The 18,914-nt window shown below is 71.8% G+C and carries 17 protein-coding genes and 1 riboswitch; of the genes, 9 read left to right on the top strand and 8 right to left on the bottom strand.

Translation table 11 applies throughout. From position 1 onward, the window contains the following. Position 1: 1 nt before the first annotated feature. From VKA29_RS21815 to def, 4 genes are all read left to right on the top strand, one after another. Complete coding sequence (locus VKA29_RS21815; RefSeq protein ID WP_324787587.1) at positions 2-1,309, top strand: HD-GYP domain-containing protein; 1,308 nt, start codon at positions 2-4, stop codon at positions 1,307-1,309. Then, positions 1,306-2,547, top strand: coding sequence for an HD-GYP domain-containing protein (locus tag VKA29_RS21810; RefSeq protein ID WP_324787586.1), 1,242 nt, complete (start codon positions 1,306-1,308; stop codon positions 2,545-2,547). The genes VKA29_RS21815 and VKA29_RS21810 overlap by 4 nt, the downstream gene beginning before the upstream one ends. Before the next feature lie 106 nt (positions 2,548-2,653). After that, the gene (locus tag VKA29_RS21805) at positions 2,654-3,634 is read left to right on the top strand and encodes a hypothetical protein (RefSeq protein ID WP_324787585.1); all 981 of its coding nucleotides are present in this window, start codon (positions 2,654-2,656) and stop codon (positions 3,632-3,634) included. A 181-nt stretch (positions 3,635-3,815) separates the two neighbouring features. After that, positions 3,816-4,466 carry a peptide deformylase gene (def, locus tag VKA29_RS21800; RefSeq protein WP_324787584.1) on the top strand — a complete coding sequence of 217 codons (651 nt, stop codon included), beginning with the start codon at positions 3,816-3,818 and terminating at the stop codon, positions 4,464-4,466. Positions 4,467-4,490: 24 nt separating this feature from the next. Here the strand turns inward: def and VKA29_RS21795 are convergent, their stop codons facing one another. Beyond that, complete coding sequence (locus VKA29_RS21795) at positions 4,491-5,453, bottom strand: GlxA family transcriptional regulator (protein WP_324787583.1); 963 nt, start codon at positions 5,451-5,453, stop codon at positions 4,491-4,493. A gap of 93 nt (positions 5,454-5,546) precedes the next feature. Here VKA29_RS21795 and VKA29_RS21790 point away from each other — a divergent pair, with 93 nt between their 5' ends. Further along, entirely contained in the window at positions 5,547-5,759 is a 213-nt protein-coding gene (locus tag VKA29_RS21790) for a hypothetical protein (protein ID WP_324787582.1), read from the top strand. On the opposite strand, the gene VKA29_RS21785 is transcribed toward VKA29_RS21790, so the two are convergent. The 7 genes from VKA29_RS21785 to VKA29_RS21755 form a co-directional block, all read right to left on the bottom strand. After that, positions 5,726-6,202: a hypothetical protein gene (locus VKA29_RS21785; protein ID WP_324787581.1), complete on the bottom strand. Its 477-nt coding sequence runs from the start codon at positions 6,200-6,202 to the stop codon at positions 5,726-5,728. The two genes, VKA29_RS21790 and VKA29_RS21785, sit on opposite strands and share 34 nt — an antisense overlap. Positions 6,203-6,325: 123 nt before the next feature. Continuing rightward, a complete protein-coding gene (locus VKA29_RS21780) occupies positions 6,326-7,282 on the bottom strand; it encodes a ribonucleotide-diphosphate reductase subunit beta (RefSeq protein WP_324787631.1) in 957 nt (318 codons plus the stop codon). A 50-nt stretch (positions 7,283-7,332) separates the two neighbouring features. Continuing rightward, positions 7,333-9,714, bottom strand: coding sequence for a ribonucleoside-diphosphate reductase subunit alpha (locus VKA29_RS21775; RefSeq protein ID WP_324787580.1), 2,382 nt, complete (start codon positions 9,712-9,714; stop codon positions 7,333-7,335). 144 nt (positions 9,715-9,858) lie between these two features. Continuing rightward, positions 9,859-9,937, bottom strand: a riboswitch (cobalamin riboswitch). 77 nt (positions 9,938-10,014) lie between these two features. Beyond that, positions 10,015-10,521: a GNAT family N-acetyltransferase gene (locus VKA29_RS21770; RefSeq protein ID WP_324787579.1), complete on the bottom strand. Its 507-nt coding sequence runs from the start codon at positions 10,519-10,521 to the stop codon at positions 10,015-10,017. A 76-nt stretch (positions 10,522-10,597) separates the two neighbouring features. Beyond that, positions 10,598-12,208, bottom strand: coding sequence for a monocarboxylate uptake permease MctP (gene mctP, locus VKA29_RS21765; RefSeq protein ID WP_324787578.1), 1,611 nt, complete (start codon positions 12,206-12,208; stop codon positions 10,598-10,600). Then, complete coding sequence (locus VKA29_RS21760) at positions 12,205-12,468, bottom strand: DUF3311 domain-containing protein (protein WP_324787577.1); 264 nt, start codon at positions 12,466-12,468, stop codon at positions 12,205-12,207. The genes mctP and VKA29_RS21760 overlap by 4 nt, the downstream gene beginning before the upstream one ends. A gap of 287 nt (positions 12,469-12,755) precedes the next feature. Next, positions 12,756-13,520, bottom strand: coding sequence for a GntR family transcriptional regulator (locus VKA29_RS21755; RefSeq protein WP_324787576.1), 765 nt, complete (start codon positions 13,518-13,520; stop codon positions 12,756-12,758). A 358-nt stretch (positions 13,521-13,878) separates the two neighbouring features. On the opposite strand from VKA29_RS21755, the gene VKA29_RS21750 reads away from it, so the two are divergent. The 4 genes from VKA29_RS21750 (at position 13,879) to VKA29_RS21735 (ending at position 18,556) form a co-directional block, all read left to right on the top strand. Further along, a complete protein-coding gene (locus VKA29_RS21750) occupies positions 13,879-15,162 on the top strand; it encodes an extracellular solute-binding protein (RefSeq protein WP_324787575.1) in 1,284 nt (427 codons plus the stop codon). A gap of 69 nt (positions 15,163-15,231) precedes the next feature. Further along, on the top strand, positions 15,232-16,221 hold the full coding sequence (locus tag VKA29_RS21745; RefSeq protein ID WP_324787574.1) for a sugar ABC transporter permease: 990 nt from the start codon (positions 15,232-15,234) through the stop codon (positions 16,219-16,221). Then, a complete protein-coding gene (locus tag VKA29_RS21740; RefSeq protein ID WP_324787573.1) occupies positions 16,218-17,060 on the top strand; it encodes a carbohydrate ABC transporter permease in 843 nt (280 codons plus the stop codon). Before VKA29_RS21745 ends, VKA29_RS21740 begins: the two co-directional genes overlap by 4 nt. A gap of 8 nt (positions 17,061-17,068) precedes the next feature. Further along, the gene (locus VKA29_RS21735) at positions 17,069-18,556 is read left to right on the top strand and encodes a glycoside hydrolase family 3 protein (protein ID WP_324787572.1); all 1,488 of its coding nucleotides are present in this window, start codon (positions 17,069-17,071) and stop codon (positions 18,554-18,556) included. Positions 18,557-18,914: the final 358 nt, after the last annotated feature.

Raw genomic sequence — 18,914 nt, 5'->3', positions numbered from 1 at the left:
GATGGAGGCGGTGCCGGCACGCGCACGCGTGTACGTCGCCTGCGTGGTCCTCGGCGCGGCGTGCTGTCTGTTCCCGCTGTGCGGCCCGCGCACCCCCTGGTGGGCGGTCGCGCTGCCGGCCGCGCTGTACGCCGCCGGTGAGCAGGCCGCCGCCCGATGGCGGTTCGCCGGGACGTTCTACCCCGTGCTCCTCGCCGGGGCCTTCCTGCTCCCGCCGGCCGCCGCCGCCCTGGTGCCGCTGCCCGGCGCGCTGCTCTCGCCGGTCGGCCGGCGCTCGCCGTGGCTGCGCCGGACCTGGCGGGCCGCCCAGCTGGCCCTCGCGGTGTGCGCCGCGGCCCGCGTGCACCGGGCGCTGGGCGGACCGCACGCCGTCGCGGCCTCCGACTTCCCCTACGCCCTGCTCCCGGCCGGGACCGCGGTCCTCACCTTCTGCCTGGCGCTGACCGCGCTGGACGGGGGGATCCTCGCGCTGGCCGAGCGGGTGCCGGTCCGGCGGGCCTGGCGGGGACTGTTCGTACGCTCCCTCGCGCCGGTCGCCGTGCACGGCCTCGCCGGGCTGATGATGGCCGTGCTGTGGCACAGCCCGTACGGGCCGGTGGCCGCGCTGCTGGTGCTGCTGCCGATGTGCGTGTCGGGCTGGGCGTTCGCGCAGTACCACCGGGAGCGGGCCGCCCACCAGGCGACGATCCGGGCGCTGGTGCAGGCCGTCGACATCAAGGACGGCTACACGCGCGGGCACAGCGAGCGGGTCGGGCAGGCGTCCATGATGATCGCGCGCGAACTCGGCATGGAGGAGGCGCGCGTCGAGGTGCTGCGGTTCGCCGGGATCCTGCACGACGTGGGCAAGCTCGGCGTCCCCACCCGGCTGCTGCGCAAGGACGGCCCGCTCACCCCGCAGGAGCGGCGGGTGATCGAACTGCATCCGGAGTACGGGCACGAGATGGTGCGCGGAATCGGTTTCCTCGGTGAGGCGCGGGCGGCGGTGCTGCACCACCACGAACGGCTGGACGGCAGCGGGTACCCGTACGGGCTGGCCGGCGGGCAGATCCCGGAGTCGGCGCGGGTGGTCGCGGTCGCCGACGCGTTCGACGCGATGACGTCCACGCGCTCCTACAGCAGGGCGCGGCCCGTCTCCGCGGCCCTGGAGGAACTCCAGCGGTGCGCCGGGGCCCAGTTCGACCCCCGCATGGTCGGCGCCCTGGTCCGGGCCCTCGCCCGGCACGGCTGGCGCCCGGCGGTCACCGCCGAGGAGGACCGCGCGGCCCCGCCCGCGCCGCGCGTCGGCGGCAGGCCCCGGGCGCGCCGGTGAGTCCCCGCCCGCCGCTGACGCTCCTCATCCACACGGCGGCCGCGCTGGTGGCCGTCGGCTCCCTCCTCGCCACCTGCTGGACCGGCCTGGTCGAACGCCCCACCGCCCTCGCCTTCGGCCTGCTCGTCGCCGTCGGCGAGCTCGCCCGGTGGACCGGCGCCCGGGTGCGGGAGGCCGCGCCGCTCGGGGCCGCCGCGGCGCTGTCGTACGCGCTGCTCGGGGACGACGCGGGCCGGCCCACGACCCACGGCGCGGTGCAGGTCGTCACCGTCGTCCTCGCCGCCGCCCTGGCCGGGAACGTGCCGCACATCGCGCGCGGACAGCGGGCGGTGACCGACCACCTCGCCCGGCGGGTGCTGGCCGTCGCCTTCGCCGCCGTGTGCTTCCAGCCCCTGTACGACCGCGGGCTGTTCGACACCTGGGTCGGCCCCGCGTACGCGCTGCTGCTGCCGGCGCTGCTCGCCCTGACCGCGCTGTGCGACGCCGTCCTGGCCGCCGCCCTCGCGCACTCCCGCACCGGCTGGCCCTTCGGCCCGCTGCTGCGGGACGAACTGCGCGCCCTGCTCGGCATCGGCTCGGCGGTGTGCGCCACGGGCGCGGTGACGTCGCTCGCGGTCGCCGTCGCGGGGCTGTGGGCGCTGCCGGTGTTCTCGCTGCCGCTGCTGCTCACCCAGATGTCCTTCCGCCGGTACGCGGCCGTGCGGACCACCAACCGGCAGACCATCGCCTCCCTCGCCCGCGCCACCGAGATCGCCGGGTACACCCCGGCCGGGCACGCCCGGCGGGTGGCCGCGCTCAGCCGGGCCGTCGGCCGGGACCTGGGCCTGACCAGGCCGGAACTCGCCGTGCTGGAGTGCGCCGCCCTCATGCACGACATCGGCCAGCTCAGCCTGGTGGACCCGGTCCCGGCGGGTGCCACGGCCGGCCTGCCGGTGGCCGAGCAGCGCCGGATCGCGCTGCTCGGCGGGGCCGTGGTCCGCCAGACCGGCGTCGACCGGGCGGTCGCCGTGGTCGTCGAGCGGCAGGCCGACCCCTACCGGGAACAGCCGGTCGCCGCCCGGATCGTGCGGGCCGTCAACGCCTACGAGGAGAAGGCGCGGGACGCCGGGCCCGGCGGGCCCCTGACGGCGCTGGAGGACCTGCGGCTGGCGACCGCGGCGGACTACGCGCCCGAGGTGGTGGAATCCCTGGCCCGCGTCCTGGCCCGGGACTGTCTGACCGCGTTCCCGGCTGGGTAACCCATGGGTAATGAGCGTGCTTCCAGCCACACGTGGTTGGATGCGAAGAGAGAGAGTGTCCAGGGGCACTGGCCAGCCCCCTGAACGGAACCGGCGGGCGGGAATCGTGAGGATCTTCGGCAAGGGACGGCACCGGCCCTCCGCCTCCTGGCGGCAGGCCACCGACCGTGCGTTCACGCTGATCGGCGACGGCCGCTACGAGGACGCGGGCGCGCTGCTCACGCGGGCCGCCGATCTGGAGCCCTGGTTGTCGGAGTCCTGGTTCAACCTCGCCCTGCTGCACAAGTTCCGGCACGACTGGGAGCAGGCCCGGGCGGCCGGTCTGCGGGCCGTGGCGCTGCTGGACCGGGAGACCGGGGCACCCGATTGGTGGAACGTCGGCATCGCGGCCACCGCCCTGCAGGACTGGCCGCTGGCCCGGCGGGCCTGGCAGGCGTACGGGCTGCGGGTGCCGGGCACGGCCACCGCGTCCGGGGAGCCGGTCGGCATGGACCTCGGCAGCGCGGCCGTGCGGCTGTCCCCGGAGGGGGAGGCCGAGGTGGTGTGGGGCCGCCGGCTGGACCCGGCCCGCATGGAGGTGCTGTCGATCCCGCTGCCGTCCTCGGGGCGGCGCTGGGGCGAGGTCGTGCTGCACGACGGGGTGCCGCACGGCGAGCGGACCACCGCGGCCGGGCACGCCTACCCGGTGTTCGACGAGATCGAGCTGTGGGCGCCGTCCCCCGTGCCGACCTGGGTGGTCCTGCTGGAGGCCGCCACCGAGGACGACCGGGACGCCCTGGAGCAGCTCGCCGCCGACGCGGGCTTCGCGGCCGAGGACTGGTCGTCGTCCGTGCGGCTGCTGTGCCGGATGTGCTCGGAGTCCCGGATGCCCTCGGACGAGGGCGACGGCGAGCACCTCGACCCGCACGACCACAGCGAACCGGGTCACCCCGGCCCGCTCGGGCACCGCACCGACGGCCAGCTGTGGGTGCCGGAGCGGGAGTGCGGGGTCGCGGCGCCCGCGTCGCTGGTGCGGGGGCTGCTGGACGGGTGGGTCGCGGACAGCCCGGACTCCAGGGACTGGCGGGATCTCGAAGAGGTCTGCTGAACCGGGGTCCTTCGCACCCGGGTCGCACCCGGGTGCGCTGTGCCCGGGCCCCTCGCGTCCAGGTCCTTCGTCTCCAGGTCCTTCACACCCAGGGCCTTGGAACGGCCCCCTGCCGGTGCACCGCTCCCTTTAGGCTGTACCCGCAGAATTTCCCATGCTTGCAGGAAGGCGTACGTCGGTCATGGCGCAGCAGGACACCGATCAGCAGCACGCGGGCGTGCTCCCCGTGGACGACGAGGGCTTCGTCATCGACACCGAGGACTGCGAGGAGCGCGAGAACGCCTGGCGCGAGCGCGGCACCTCGCGGCCGATCACGGTGGTGGGCAACCCGGTGCTGCACAAGGAGTGCAAGGACGTCACGGAGTTCGGCGAGGGACTCCAGCAGTTGGTGGCGGACATGTTCGCCTCGCAGCGCACCGCCGAGGGCGTCGGCCTGGCCGCCAACCAGATCGGCGTCGACCTGAAGGTCTTCGTCTACGACTGCCAGGACGACCAGGGCGTCCGGCACGTCGGCGTGGTCTGCAACCCGAAGCCGGCCGAACTGCCCGCCGAACGGCGCCGCCTCGACGACAGCAACGAGGGCTGCCTGTCCGTGCCGACCGCCTACGCCCCGCTCGCGCGTCCGGACTACGCGGAGGTCACCGGGCAGGACGAGCAGGGCAACCCGGTCAAGGTGCGCGGCACCGGCTACTTCGCCCGCTGCCTGCAGCACGAGACCGACCACCTCTACGGATACCTCTACATCGACCGCCTCTCCAAGCGCGAACGCAAGGACGCGCTGCGGCAGATGGCCGAGAACGAGCCCCGCTACCCGGTCGTCGCCAACGACTGAGGGGGTGCCTGCCGGGGCGACCGGTCAGGCCGCCTCGGACCCGCGGAACGTGCGCCGGTAGGCGTTCGGGGTGGTCCCCAGCACCTGTGTGAACTGGTGGCGCAGCGCGGCCGCGGTCCCGAACCCCGTCCGGCCCGCGATGGCGTCCACCGTCTCGTCCGTCGCCTCCAGCAGCCGCTGCGCCAGCAGCACCCGCTGGCGCAGGATCCAGCGGTAGGGCGTGGTGCCGGTCTCCTGCTGGAAGCGGCGCGCGAAGGTCCGCGGCGACATGTGGGCCCGGGCGGCGAGCTGCTCGACGGTGACGTCCTCGTCGAGGTGGCGCTCCATCCACACCAGCACCTCGGCCACCGTGTCGCCCTGGGAGCGGGGCAGCGGGCGCTCGATGTACTGGGCCTGCCCGCCGTCCCGGTGCGGGGGCACCACCATGCGCCGGGCGATCTTGTTGGCGACCTCCGGGCCCTGTTCCTTGCGCACGATGTGCAGGCAGGCGTCGATGCCGGCCGCCGTGCCGGCGGAGGTGATCACCGGGTCCTCGTCGACGTACAGCACGTCGGGCTCGACGGTCAGCCGCGGGTACGCCCGGGCCAGCGCCTCCGCGTGGTGCCAGTGCACCGCGCAGCGCCGGCCGTCGAGCAGCCCGGCCGCGGCGAGCACGAACACGCCGGAGCACACGCTCAGCACCCGTGCCCCGCGGTCCACCCCGCGCCGCAGGGCGTCCAGCAGGTCGGGCGGGAACTCACGCGTCTCGTAGCCGGCGCAGGCCGGCACGGCGATCAGGTCCGCCGACTCCAGGCGTTCGAGGCCGTGGCCGACGTGCAGGGCGAAGCCGCCCCGTGCGGAGAGCTCCGGGCCCTCGGCGGAGGCGACGGCGAAGTCGTACACCGGCAGTCCGTCGTCGCTGCGGTCGATGCCGAAGACCTCGCAGACGACGCCGAGTTCGAAGGGGTTCACGCCGTTCAGGACGACGGCGGCCACGTTCTGCAGCATGTCGCCAGTCTGCCTCACCGTTGGCAGCTTTTCGAGGGTGTGCGGCAGTCCTGCCACTGTTTGTCAGGAGTCACCGGCGTGACAGTGGTGTCCATGGATACGACACGCATCGAAGCACTGACCGGAATGCTGGCCGTTCTCGGGATCCTCGTCCTGCTGATCCTGCCGTCCGTGGCCGGCATCCTGCACGACCGGCGCGTCGACCGGCAGATCCGGGAGGCCGAGCGGGCGCGCGCGGAGGCGGGTGCCCGACGCCCCGCCCGGCGGCCGGACTACCTCACCACCACGGTGACCCACCACTCCTGAATCCCCTTGCACGAGATCCGGCCGGTCTGGGCGCACAGCGGCCGCTGCGAGGACAGCCGGGAGCGGCCGGCGGAGACGGCCTCGAAGGCGGCGCTCGCGTCGCCCGGCCGCAGCACGAAGCCGCTGTTGGTGGCCCGCAGCCCGGTACCGCTCACGGCGACCGGCTTCCAGGGCCGTCCGGCGGTCCCGTCCAGGCTGACGCGGACCGTGCCGCCCACGGCCAGGCAGACGGTACGGCCGCTGTCGGCGGCGTCCAGTTGCGTGGTGTCCGCGCAGCCGGCCGCGGCGGTGCTGGCGGCGGAGGACGGCGAGACGGTGCCGCCGCCACCCCCTTTCCCGCTCCCCGCCCCGCTTGCGTTTCCGCCGCCGCAGCCGCCGCAGCCGGCGGCGGCCAGGGCCAGCGCCGCGAGGGCGAGAGCCGTGCGGTGGGTCGTCCGGCGCATGGGTGGCCTCCTTCCCGGTCCTCCGGTCCTCCCGGTCCTGTCCTCCGGTCTTCCCGGTCCTGTCCTCCCGGTCTTCCCGGTCGGACCCCGGTTGGACGTACCACCCACGTTCCCGGATCCCGGTCAGAAGTCCTCGTCGAGGTCGACCGTGCCCTCCACCGCGACCTGGTAGGCCGACGGGCGCCGCTCGAAGAAGTTGGTCAGCTCCTGGACGCCCTGCAGCTCCATGAAGGGGAAGGGGTTCTCCGCGCCGTACACGGGCGCGAAGCCGAGGCGGACGAGGCGCTGGTCGGCGACGCACTCCAGGTACTGGCGCATCGAGTCGGTGTTCATGCCCGGCAGCCCGTCGCCGCACAGGTCCCGCGCGAACTGCAGCTCCGCCTCGACGGCCTCCCGCAGCATGTCCGCCACCTGCTGCCCGAGTGCGTCGTCGAAGAGGTCCGGCTCCTCCTTGCGCACGGTGTCCACCACGTCGAAGGCGAACGACATGTGCATCGTCTCGTCGCGGAACACCCAGTTGGTGCCGGTCGCCAGGCCGTGCAGCAGGCCCCGGCTGCGGAACCAGTAGACGTACGCGAAGGCGCCGTAGAAGAACAGGCCCTCGATGCACGCGGCGAAGCAGATCAGGTTCAGCAGGAAGCGGCGGCGGTCGGCCCGGGTCTCCAGGCGGTCGATCTTCTCCACCTGGTCGATCCACCGGAAGCAGAACTCCGCCTTCTCGCGGATCGACGGGATGTTCTCCACCGCCGCGAAGGCGGCCGCCCGGTCGTCCGGATCGGGCAGGTAGGTGTCCAGCAGGGTCAGGTAGAACTGGACGTGCACGGCCTCCTCGAACAGCTGGCGGCTGAGGTACAGCCGCGCCTCGGGGGAGTTGATGTGCTTGTACAGCGTCAGCACGAGGTTGTTGGCGACGATCGAGTCGCCCGTCGCGAAGAACGCCACCAGGCGGCCGATCAGGTGCTGTTCGGCGGGGGTCAGCTTCGCGAGGTCGGCCACGTCCGAGTGCAGGTCGACCTCCTCCACGGTCCAGGTGTTCTTGATCGCGTCCCGGTAGCGCTCGTAGAAGTCCGGGTAGCGCATGGGGCGCAGCGTCAGCTCGAAGCCGGGGTCGAGCAGGTGGTGGGCGCGTGTCACTGGCAGGCCTCGCAGGACTCGGGGTTCTCGAGGGAGCAGGCGACGGCTTCCGGGTCGGCCGCCTGCTGTACGGGGACGGTGGCCGCCTGGGCCCGGGCGGCGCGCGCGATGCGGGTCGCCGGGCGCGAGCGCAGGTAGTACGTCGTCTTCAGGCCCTGCTTCCAGGCGTACGCGTACATCGAGGAGAGCTTGCCGATCGTCGGCGTCTCCAGGAACAGGTTCAGGGACTGGGACTGGTCCAGGAACGGGGTGCGCGCGGCGGCCATGTCGATCAGGCCGCGCTGCGGGATCTCCCACGCCGTGCGGTACAGCCGCCGGACGTCCTCCGGGATCCACGTGAAGTCCTGGACCGAGCCGTTCGCCTCGCGCAGCGCCTCGCGGGTGCGGGCGTCCCACACGCCCAGTTCCTTGAGGTCCCTGACCAGGTACGAGTTGACCTGAAGGAACTCACCGGACAGCGTCTCGCGCTTGAACAGGTTGGACACCTGCGGCTCGATGCACTCGTACACGCCGGCGATCGAGGCGATGGTGGCGGTCGGGGCGACGGCCAGCAGCAGGGAGTTGCGCAGGCCGACCGCGGCGATCCGTTCGCGCAGCGCCGCCCAGCGCTCCGGCCAGGCGAACTCCACGCCGTAGTGGTCGGGGTGCAGCACGCCCCGGGCGGTTCGGGTCTGCTCCCAGGCCGGCAGCGGGCCGCTGCGTTCGGCGAGGTCGGCGGAGGCTTCGTAGGCGGCGAGCATGAGGCGCTCGGCGATCCGGGTCGACAGGTCCCGGGCCCGCTGCGAGTCGAAGGGCAGGCGCAGCTTGAAGAAGACGTCCTGCAGGCCCATCACGCCCAGGCCGACCGGGCGCCACCGGGCGTTGGAGCGGCCCGCCTGCCCGGTCGGGTAGTAGTTCACGTCGACGACGCGGTCGAGGAAGGTGACGGCCGTGCGGACGGTGGCGTCCAGCCGCTCCCAGTCGATCTCGCCGTCGTCGACGAAGGCGCCGAGGTTGACCGAACCGAGGTTGCAGACGGCCGTCTCCCCGTCGTCGGTGACCTCCAGGATCTCGGTGCACAGATTCGAGGAGTGCACGACGCGGCCGGGCTCGGCCGTCTGGTTGGCGGTGCGGTTGGCGGTGTCCTTGAAGGTCATCCAGCCGTTGCCGGTCTGCGCGAGAGTGCGCATCATGCGGCCGTACAGTTCGCGCGCCGGAAGGGTCCTGCGCGCGAGCCCCTCGGCCTCGGCCTTGCGGTAGGCGGCGTCGAAGTCCTCCCCCCACAGGTCGACCAGCTCGGGCACGTCCGAGGGGGAGAACAGCGACCACTGCCCGTCGGCGTTCACCCGGCGCATGAACTCGTCCGGGACCCAGTGCGCGAGGTTGAGGTTGTGCGTGCGGCGGGCGTCCTCGCCGGTGTTGTCGCGCAGCTCCAGGAACTCCTCGATGTCGGCGTGCCAGGTCTCCAGGTAGACGGCGGCCGCACCCTTGCGCCGGCCGCCCTGGTTCACGGCGGCGACCGAGGCGTCGAGGGTCTTCAGGAACGGGACGATGCCGCCCGAGTGCCCGTTGGTGCCACGGATGAGCGAACCGCGGGATCGGATGCGGGAGAAGGCGATGCCGATGCCGCCCGCGTGCTTGGAGAGCCGGGCGACCTGGTGGTAGCGGTCGTAGAGGGAGTCCAGCTCGTCCAGCGGGGAGTCGAGCAGGTAGCAGGACGACATCTGGGGGTGCCGGGTGCCGGAGTTGAACAGCGTGGGGGAGGAGGGGAGGTAGTCGAGGCGGCTCATGAGCCGGTAGAGCGCGGCGACCTCGTCCACGGAGCGGACCGTGTCGTCCTCGGCCAGACCGCTCGCCACCCGCAGCAGGAAGTGCTGGGGCGTCTCGATCACCCGGCGGGTGGTCGGATGCCGCAGCAGGTAGCGGCTGTGCAGGGTGCGCAGGCCGAAGTAGCCGAAGCGGTCGTCCGCCTCCGCGTCCACCAGCGCGTCGAGGCGTGGAGCGTGGACGCGCACGAACGCGGCGGTCCGGTCCGCGACGATGCCCTCGCGGTGCCCGACGGCGACCGACTCGGTGAACGACGTGACCCCCTGCGAGGCGGCCTCGGCGGCGATGCCGATCGTCAGCAGCCGGGCGGCCAGCCGTGAGTAGGCGGGGTCCTCGGAGATGAGGCCGGCGGCCGCCTCCGTGGCCAGCTCGCGCAGTTCCGTCCCGTCCGCCCGCGCGGACCGGCCGCGCAGCGCGGCGGCGGCGACCCGGCCGGGGTCGGCGTCGGGCAGGTCGGCGGTCAGCTCGGTCAGCGTCCGCACAAGCTCGGCGCCGGGGCCGTCGCCGTCCGGCTGGATCGCTGAGGCCGGATCCTGGGTCGCCGATGCCGGATCGGCTGGCGCGATGGTCACGTGGGGGCTCTCCCTCGCTCGGCACGGGGCCTTGCGCAGGACAGGGGGCAGCCACGAGCGCACACGGCGCCGCGTCCACCGGCCCATTCCGCGAGGCCCGGACGTCGGGCGCCCGGACCGGACGGGCCGGGCGCGCTGTCGGCAGGTCCTCGGACTGACTCCTGCGCACGGACGCGCACAGGTACACCGTTGCGGGACAGTTCCGGATTCGCACCGGATTCCCCTGCGGCGACAGCGAGCATGAGCATACATCTTGTGTCGTGCTGCGGTATCACCCCCAGATGTTGTGTCGCGGTGGCTTCACAGCGTCAACTGATAGGCCAGCAGCGTGATGTCGTCCAGGTGCGGGATCGGGTTCCAGTCCCGCTCGGGAGCGCGGGCGAAGCCCAGGCGTTCGTAGATGCGGTGGGCGGTGTGCATGGACCGCTGGGTCGACAGGACGACGCGGGCACAGCCCTGCACGGCTCGGGCGCGGTCCAGACAGAAGCGCACCAGCGCCTCGCCGACGCCCCGGCCCCGGGCGTCGTGCGCGACCGCGAGCATGCGGATCTCGGCCTCGCCGGGCCCGGCGATGTCGGCCATCGGGCCGCCGGACGGCACGAAGGTCACGCCGCCGAGCAGGCGGTCCTGGCGCACGGCGACCAGCACCTCGGCGGCGGCGGCGCGCTTGCCGACGTCCTTCAGCTCCGCGAGGTAGGTGTCGCTCTCCCCGAAGTCGAGGAGGCCGTCTCGCAGATATGCCTGGGCGGTGATCTCGCCGAGTGCCTCGTACTCCCCGGGGGTGGCCTGCCGTATCACGATGTCCATGCGGCGAGTGTGCCCGACGGGTACGACAACGGGCCGCCGGTTTTCCCACCGGCGGCCCGCCCGTCCGTACCGCCTCCTACTGGGGCGCCCCCGCGGTCGCGGGCGGCAACTCCACCCGCACTCCCGCGTCCCCGGCGTCGGCCGTGTAGTCCTCGGGCCGGGTCTGGTCGACGCCCTCCGGGGCCTTGACCGCCTTCAGCACGACGGTGAGGACCACGGTCACGACCACGTTCAGCACGAACGCCGTCAGGCCGATGTAGCCGATCTCGCCGATGCCGGGGATCTCCTTGGCGCTGCCGCCGAAGTGCGCCTGCGTCGGCGAGGCCACCCCGTACGCGGCGACCGTGCCGTACACCATGCCGACCGCCCAGCCGGTGAGCAGCGCCCAGCGGTGGAACCACCGTGTGAAGAGGCCGCCGACCAGGGCCGGGAAGGTCTGCAGGATCCAGATGCCGCCCAGCAGCTGGAAGTTGATGGCGACGGTCTTGTCCATGGTCAGGACGAAGACCAGCGCGCCCACCTTCACCAGCAGGGACACGATCTTGGAGACCCGGGTCTCCTCCTTCGGTGTCGCGTCGGGCCTGATGAAGTCCTTGTAGATGTTGCGGGTGAACAGGTTCGCCGCCGCGATGGACATGATCGCCGCCGGGACGAGGGCGCCGATGCCGATCGCGGCGAAGGCCACCCCCGCGAACCAGTCGGGGAACATGTTCTCGAACAGCTGCGGGATCGCCAGCTGCCCGTTGGTGACCTTCACCCCGGCCGCGATCGCCATGAAGCCCAGCAGGGCCAGCAGGCCGAGCATCAGCGAGTACAGCGGCAGGATCGTGGTGTTGCGGCGGATCACCTCGCGGCTCCCGGAGGACAGCGTCGCGGTGATCGAGTGCGGGTACATGAACAGCGCGAGCGCGGAGCCGAGCGCCAGCGTGGCATACGTCCACTGGCCCGCCGGGGCCGGCACCAGACCGCCCGCCCCCGCGGCGGCGAACTTCTCGCCCGCCTTGGCGAAGACGTCGTCGAACCCGCCCAGTTTGATCGGGATGTAGATGATCGCCACCGCGATGACGATGTAGATCAGCGTGTCCTTCACGAACGCGATCAGCGCGGGCGCCCGCAGGCCCGACGAGTAGGTGTAGGCCGCCAGCACGCCGAAGGCGATCAGCAGCGGCAGGTCCTTCACGAACCAGTTCGTGTTCTCGCCGCCGCCGATGCCCATCACGTCCAGCACCGCCTGGATGCCGACGAGCTGGAGCGCGATGTACGGCATCGTCGCCAGGATGCCGGTCACCGCGACCGCCAGCGACAGGCCCTTCGAGCCGAAGCGGCCGCGCACGAAGTCCGACGTCGTCACGTAGCCGTGCCGGTGGGACACCGACCACAGCCGCGGCAGGAAGGTGAAGATCAGCGGATAGACGAGGATGGTGTACGGCACCGCGAAGAACCCGGCCGCCCCCGCCGCGTAGACCGCCGCCGGCACGGCGACGAAGGTGTACGCCGTGTACAGGTCGCCGCCCAGCAGGAACCACGTGACCCAGGTGCCGAACGACCGTCCGCCCAGGCCCCATTCGTCGAGGCTGTGCTCGTTCTCGGCCCGACGCCAGCGCGCGGCCAGGAAGCCCATCGCCGTGACGGCGAGGAAGAAGAAGACGAAGACACCGAGCGCGATGCCGTTGACGCCGTCCTTCACTCCGACGCACCGCCCCTCTGCGCGGCGCGTCCGCGCCGGTCGCGCTGCCACAGCTTGTACGCGGCCATCGTCAGCGCGGTGGACACCAGCACCCAGAGCATCTGGTACCAGTAGAAGAACGGGATCCCGGCGAGCGTGGGATCCGTCTCGGCGTAGGAGCCGACCCACAGCATCGCCACGAAGGGCGCCGTCAGGCAGACGGCGATGAGGATGCGGGCCGGTGTCACCACCGGGGGTCTGGTTTCGGGCACATTCGGCATACCGCGACTCCGTCCCGTCACTGATCACGTGTGCAACGCGCAGGCAATCTAGGTCACGGTGTCACGTCAGCGGAAGACCGCGTCGCGAGGTGCTTGTGATGATTGTGTGCAGCCGCCGTCGACCCGGCAGGGGGGCAAGTCCCTTCGTGCGCCGGTGTCCTGACGGTCCGTCCGTATTCGCTCGGTACCCGCTCGAACGGGCGCCCGCACGGCACCCCGGCGTTCGGATCCGGCTACGCCCCCGCGTTCCGCTCTCGCGTCCGGCCCCCGCGTCCGGCCCCCGCGTTCTAGTCCTGCGGGCGCTTCAGTCTGGCCACGAACTTGTAGCGGTCTCCCCGGTACACCGACCGGACCCACTCCACCGGCTGCCCTTCCCGGTCCAGCGAGTGCCGGGAGAGCATCAGCATCGGCAGGCCCACGTCCGTGCCGAGCAGGCCGGCCTCGCGCGGAGTGGCCAGGGAGGTCTCGATGGTCTCCTCGGCCTCGGCGAGGCGCACGTCGTAGACCTCGGCGAGGGCGGTGTAGAGGGACGTGTACTTGGCCAGGGAGCGGCGCAGGGCCGGGAACCGCTTGGCGCTGAGGTGCGTGGTCTCGATGGCCATCGGCTCGCCGTTGGCCATGCGCAGCCGCTCGATGCGCAGCACCCGGCCGCCGGCGGTGATGTCGAGCAGCCCGGCGAGGCGGTCGTCGGCGGTGATGTAGCCGATGTCCAGCAGCTGCGAGGTGGGCTCCAGGCCCTGGGCCCGCATGTCCTCGGTGTACGAGGTGAGCTGCAGCGCCTGCGAGACCTTCGGCTTGGCGACGAAGGTGCCCTTGCCCTGGATGCGCTCCAGGCGGCCCTCGACGACGAGTTCCTGCAGGGCCTGGCGGACGGTCGTGCGCGAGGTGTCGAACTCCGCGGCCAGGGTGCGCTCGGGGGGGACCGGAGTGCCCGGCGCCTGCGTCTCCGTCATGTCGAGCAGGTGCTTCTTCAGACGGTAGTACTTCGGCACGCGCGCGGTGCGGACGGTCGCCCCACCCTCGTGTTCCGCACTGCTGACGTCGGTGCTCATGGTCTGCCTTCCCGGCTTCGGACGCGGCTCACATCGTGGCGGCAGCGTACCGGGATCTCCTCCGCACGCTGCGTGATCCCCTCTGTATACCGTCGCCCCCTCTTCTGGTCTAGTCCACCACTGTAAGTGGTCTACCGGGATGGTCGCGTCGAGGGGGCGTCTTTTTGCGGGCTTCTTACTTAAAGGTTCCTGCATATGTAGGTCGCATAACGGCTGGTCGGAGCGGTTCTGACGGCCTTGACAGGCTTCATGGTCTGGTCCAAGCTCCCGGTACTGGTCTACACCATTGGTCCAGGTCCCGGCCCAACGCTCACGCGGGGAGGCAGGGGGGTTGTGTGGCATCCCTGAGGAGGGTGGCGTGAAGCGCAAGCTGGCAGCCGCGATCGGTATCGCGGGCATGGTGGTCTCCGTCGCGGCGTGCGGGAGCGGTGACGACAAGGATTCGGGCAAGCAGGGCGCGGACGTCAAGGAGTTGACCGTCTGGCTCACCGTCGACGCCCAGAACAACTGGCCGGAACTGGTGAAGGCCGCCGACGCGGCGGTCAAGAAGAAGCACCCCGGCATCAAGATCGAGCACGAGTACTACGGCTGGCCGGACAAGAACACCAAGCTGGACGCCGTCCTCGCCACGGACAAGGTTCCGGACGTGGTCGAGATGGGCAACACCGAGATGCTCGGCTACATGGTCAAGGGCGCCTTCGCCCCCCTCGACGCCGGGAAGTTCGACAACTCGGCCACCTGGCTGGACGGCCTGAAGGCCTCGGTCACCTACGAGGGCAAGACCTACGGCGTCCCCTACTACGCGGGTGGCCGCGTCGGCAACTGGCGCAAGGACCTCTTCGCCTCGGCGGGCGTGAAGTCCACGCCGAAGACGTACAAGGAGCTCACCGCCGCCCTCGACAAGGTCCAGAAGAAGGAGGGCGACAAGTTCTCCGCCTGGTACCAGCCCACCCGCGACTGGTACGCGGCCATGTCCTTCGTCTACGACGCCGGCGGCTCCATCGCCAAGGAGGAGGGCGGCCAGTGGAAGGCGAACCTCTCCTCGCCCGAGTCCCTCAAGGGCCTGACCGAGTTCAAGAACGTCGTCGACACGTACATGCACGGCGACAAGACCAAGGACGAGTCCGACCGCTACATCGTCTACGGCCAGGGCAAGTCCGGCATGATCTTCGGCGCGGCCTGGGAGGGCGCCACCGCCGCGGACCCGAAGAACGACAAGACCGGCAAGCTCAAGGACAACCTCGAGAACTTCGTGATGCCGGGTCCGTCCGGCAAGAACATGCCCGTCTTCCTGGGCGGTAGCGACCTCGCCGTCCCGGTGAAGTCGGACGCGCAGGGTGTCGCCGCCGAATGGATCAACGCGTTCGCGGGCTCCTCCGGCCAGAAGGGTCTGATGGCCAAGGGCAACCTGCCCAACAACAAGACCGACCTCGCGACCCTGAAGAACGACCCGGCGACGGCGGTCCCGGCCACCGCGGCCGAGTCCAACTGGTTCGTCCCGATGGCCCCCGGCTGGGGCCAGGTCGAGAAGGCCCAGGTGCTGCAGACCATGCTGCAGAACATCGGCACCGGCAAGAAGTCGGTGGAGGCCGCCGCGAAGGAGGCGGACGCCGCGATCGACAAGGTCATCAACACCAAGTGACCCACAGCGGGACCCTGCCGTCGGCGGGGTCCCGCTGTCCGCCGACCTGAGGGACCGCTGAGGAGCGCGATGAGTGCCGCAGACACGACCACCCCCGCCAAGGTGCCGCCGCCGCGGCCGGCGCCGCCCCCGCCCGCGCCCTCCCGAAGGCCGCGCAGACGGCGGAAGTCGGGCCCCGCGGCCACCCCCTGGCTGCTGCTCGCGCCCTGCCTGCTGATCCTCGCCCTGGTGATGGGCTATCCGCTCGTCCGCCTGGTCACCCTGTCCTTCCAGAAGTTCGGGCAGTCCCAGCTGTGGGGCTTCCAGCCGGCCGAGTCGGTCGGCTTCGACAACTTCGGCGAGGTGCTGGGGGACGGCGAGTTCTGGGCCGTCGTGGTGCGCACGATCATCTTCGCGGGCGGCGCCGTCGTCCTGACCATGGTCGCCGGCATGGCGATCGCCCTGCTGCTGCAGCGGATCTCCGGGTGGCTGAAGACGCTGATCAACATCGTGCTGGTGGCGAGCTGGGGCATGCCGGTCATCGTGGCCACGACCGTCTTCAAGTGGCTGTTCGACTCCGACTACGGCGTGTTCAACGCGCTGCTCGACAAACTGCCCGGCGTCGAGATGATCGGCCACAACTGGTTCGCGAGCGGGCCCGAGGGGCTGGCCGTGATCATGCTGCTGGTGGTGTGGGGCGCCGTGCCCTTCGTCGTCATCACCCTGAGCGCCGGCCTGACCCAGGTGCCCCGGGAACTGGAGGAGGCGGCCCGGCTGGACGGCGCCAACTCCTGGGGCGTCTTCCGCTGGGTCACCCTGCCCGTCCTCAAGCCGATCATCGTGATGCTCACGACGCTGTCGGTGATCTGGGACATGGGCGTCTTCCCGCAGGTCTTCGTCATGCGCGGCGGCCACCCGGAGTCCGAGTTCCAGGTCCTCAACACCTACTCCTACGACCGTGCGTTCGTCGTCAACGACTACGCCCAGGGCTCGGCGATCGCCCTGCTCACCGTGGCCCTGCTGCTCGGTGTCGTCGCCGTCTACATGCGCCAGATGCTGAAGATCGGAGAGGTCGAATGAGCGCCCTCGTCACCGCCGGGCGCCGCAGGTCGCGGCTCGGGTACAACCTGCTCGGCCTCCTCGTCTTCGTCACCGCCGGCTTCCCCCTGTACTGGATGGTCGACACGGCGTTCAAACCGGCGAAGGACGCCATCGACCCGGACCCGAGCCTGCTGCCGACCGGGATCACGCTCGACAACTTCCGCCGGGCGCTGGACATCGCCGACTTCTGGGGACCGGTCGGCCGCAGCCTGACCGTCTCCCTCGCCGTGGTCGTGATCGGCATGGTGGTCGGCTTGCTGGCCGCCCTCGCCATCTCGCGGTTCGCCTTCCGCGGCCGCAAGATCGTGATCGTCGGCATCCTCGCGGTCCAGATGGTCCCGCTGGTCGCCATGATCATCCCGGTCTTCCTGCTGCTGAACGACCTGGGGCAGTACGACAAGCTCACCGGCCTGATCATCACGTACCTGACCTTCATCCTGCCCTTCACGGTGTGGACGTTGCGCGGATTCATCGTCAACATCCCGAGGGAACTGGAGGAGGCGGCGATGGTCGACGGGTGCTCACCCACCGGCGCGTTCCTCCGGGTCGTGTTCCCCCTGCTGGCCCCCGGCATGGTCGCCACCTCGGTCTACGGCTTCATCCAGGCCTGGAACGAGTACCTGTACGCGCTGATGCTGCTCAGCCAGAAGAACCAGACCGCGACCGTCTGGCTCGGCAATTTCACCACCAAGCACGGCACCGAGTACGCCCCGATGATGGCCGGCGCCACCATGATGGCCGTACCGATCGTCGTCCTGTTCCTGCTCGTCCAGCGCAAGATGGCCGCGGGTCTGACCGCCGGCGCCGTGAAGGGATGAAGCCTCCTATGACGACGATCACCGATGGTACCGACACCCTCACCCGGGACGCCCTGACCGTCCTGCAACCCGGCTTCACCGGGACCTCCGCCCCCGACTGGCTGCTACGGCGCCTGGGCGAGGGCCTCGCCTCGGTCGGCCTGTTCGGCCGCAACATCGCCTCCGCCGCGCAACTGTCCGCCCTGACCGCGCGGTTGCGCGCGGAACGGGACGACGTGCTGGTCGCCGTCGACGAGGAGGGCGGGGACGTCACGCGCCTGGAAGTGCGTACCGGCTCCAGCTTCCCCGGCAACCACGCCCTCGGCGCGGTCGACGACGTGGAGTTGACGAGGGGGGTGGCCCGCGAGCTCGGCCGCCGCCTCGCGGCCTGCGGAATCAACCTCAACTGGGCCCCGTCCGCGGACGTGAACTCCAACCCGGCCAACCCGGTCATCGGCGTCCGCTCCTTCGGCGCCGACACCGGCCTGGTCGCCCGGCACACGGCGGCCTACGTGGACGGCCTGCAGTCCGCCGGGGTCGCCGCCTGCACCAAGCACTTCCCCGGCCACGGCGACACGGCCGTCGACTCCCACCACGCGCTGCCCCGCATCGACGTGGAGCGGGCCGTCCTGCGGTCGCGTGAACTGGCCCCGTTCCGCGCGGCGATCGCCGCCGGCACTCGCGCCGTGATGAGCGCACACATCCTGGTGCCGGCCCTGGACCCGGACCGCCCGGCGACGCTCTCCCACCGGGTGCTGACCGACCTGCTGCGCGGCGAACTCCGCTACGACGGCCTCATCGTCACCGACGGCATGGAGATGCAGGCCATCGCGGGCACCTACGGCATCGAACGGGGCAGCGTCCTCGCCATCGCGGCCGGCGCGGACGCGATCTGCGTGGGCGGCGGTCTCGCCGACGACGAGACGGTACGCCGCCTGCGCGACGCCCTGGTCACCGCCGTACGCGCCGGTGAACTGCCCGAGGAACGCCTGGCCGACGCCGCGGAACGCGTGCGCCGCCTGGCCCGCTGGACGGCGGCGGCCCGCGCCGCGGGCACGCTGGGCGAGGCCGACGGCGAGGTGGGCCTGCGGGCGGCCCGGCGGGCGGTGCGGCTGACCGGCGCCGACGGCTTCACGCCGCTCACCGAGCCGCCCTACGTCGCCGCCTTCACCCCCGTCGCCAACATCGCGGTCGGCGCCGAGACGCCCTGGGGCGTCGCCGCTGAACTCGTCCGGCTCCTCCCCGGCACGGAGACGGGCAGCTTCACCGGGGCGGACGCGGGCTGGGAGGCCCTCGCCGCAGCCGGGCCCCGCCGCATCGTCGCCGTGGTCCGCGACGAGCACCGGCACCCCTGGATGGCGGCCGCCCTGGATCTCCTGCTGAGGGCCCGCCCCGACACGGTGGTCGTCGAGATGGGCATTCCGCAGGCCCCGCCCCGCGGCGCCCTCCACATCGCCACCCACGGCGCGGCCCGGGTCTGCGGTCGCGCGGCGGCGGAGGTCATCGCGGGCGTGTAGTCCGCACGGCACGGAAGGCGCCGGCGCTCCGCAGCGGCCGGCGCCTTCGTGTGTCCGCGGGCGGCCAGGGCCTGTTCGGCGGATCGACTCGGCGGAAACCGGCGGCGCCTTGCAGCCCTGGTGAGCGGGGTCTGGTGCGTCCGGGTGCAAGGCGGAGGAAGGAGCCGACGCGATCGGCTCCCCCCGCGAGCGCAGCCGCGCGCGGGGGAGTCGGGGGCCGGCGACAACGCCGCAGACGGGAGTGCCGGACCCCGCGTCTCCGGCGTGATCCGCCGGAGAGGTCCTAGGGTCTGTCGTCAAATGATCTTTGGTCGGGGATCATGGTCGGGTGATACGTCGCCATGAACTGTCGGATGCC

Origin of the sequence: Streptomyces sp. H51, assembly GCF_035656535.1 — a bacterium.
Lineage (GTDB): Bacteria > Actinomycetota > Actinomycetes > Streptomycetales > Streptomycetaceae > Streptomyces.
This window is presented reverse-complemented; position numbering and strand designations above follow the sequence as displayed.

Excerpts from the sequence above, each read along its gene's own strand:
- VKA29_RS21815 (WP_324787587.1), top strand. The coding sequence starts at position 2 with ATGGAGGCGGTGCCGGCACGCGCACGCGTGTACGTCGCCTGCGTGGTC.
- VKA29_RS21735 (WP_324787572.1), top strand. The coding sequence starts at position 17,069 with ATGACGACGATCACCGATGGTACCGACACCCTCACCCGGGACGCCCTG.
- VKA29_RS21770 (WP_324787579.1), bottom strand. The coding sequence starts at position 10,521 with ATGGACATCGTGATACGGCAGGCCACCCCCGGGGAGTACGAGGCACTC.
- VKA29_RS21795 (WP_324787583.1), bottom strand. The coding sequence starts at position 5,453 with ATGCTGCAGAACGTGGCCGCCGTCGTCCTGAACGGCGTGAACCCCTTC.
- VKA29_RS21785 (WP_324787581.1), bottom strand. The coding sequence starts at position 6,202 with ATGCGCCGGACGACCCACCGCACGGCTCTCGCCCTCGCGGCGCTGGCC.
- VKA29_RS21755 (WP_324787576.1), bottom strand. The coding sequence starts at position 13,520 with ATGAGCACCGACGTCAGCAGTGCGGAACACGAGGGTGGGGCGACCGTC.
- VKA29_RS21745 (WP_324787574.1), top strand. The coding sequence starts at position 15,232 with ATGAGTGCCGCAGACACGACCACCCCCGCCAAGGTGCCGCCGCCGCGG.
- VKA29_RS21780 (WP_324787631.1), bottom strand. The coding sequence starts at position 7,282 with ATGCGCTACCCGGACTTCTACGAGCGCTACCGGGACGCGATCAAGAAC.
- def (WP_324787584.1), top strand. The coding sequence starts at position 3,816 with ATGGCGCAGCAGGACACCGATCAGCAGCACGCGGGCGTGCTCCCCGTG.
- VKA29_RS21790 (WP_324787582.1), top strand. The coding sequence starts at position 5,547 with ATGGATACGACACGCATCGAAGCACTGACCGGAATGCTGGCCGTTCTC.
- VKA29_RS21760 (WP_324787577.1), bottom strand. The coding sequence starts at position 12,468 with ATGCCGAATGTGCCCGAAACCAGACCCCCGGTGGTGACACCGGCCCGC.
- VKA29_RS21740 (WP_324787573.1), top strand. The coding sequence starts at position 16,218 with ATGAGCGCCCTCGTCACCGCCGGGCGCCGCAGGTCGCGGCTCGGGTAC.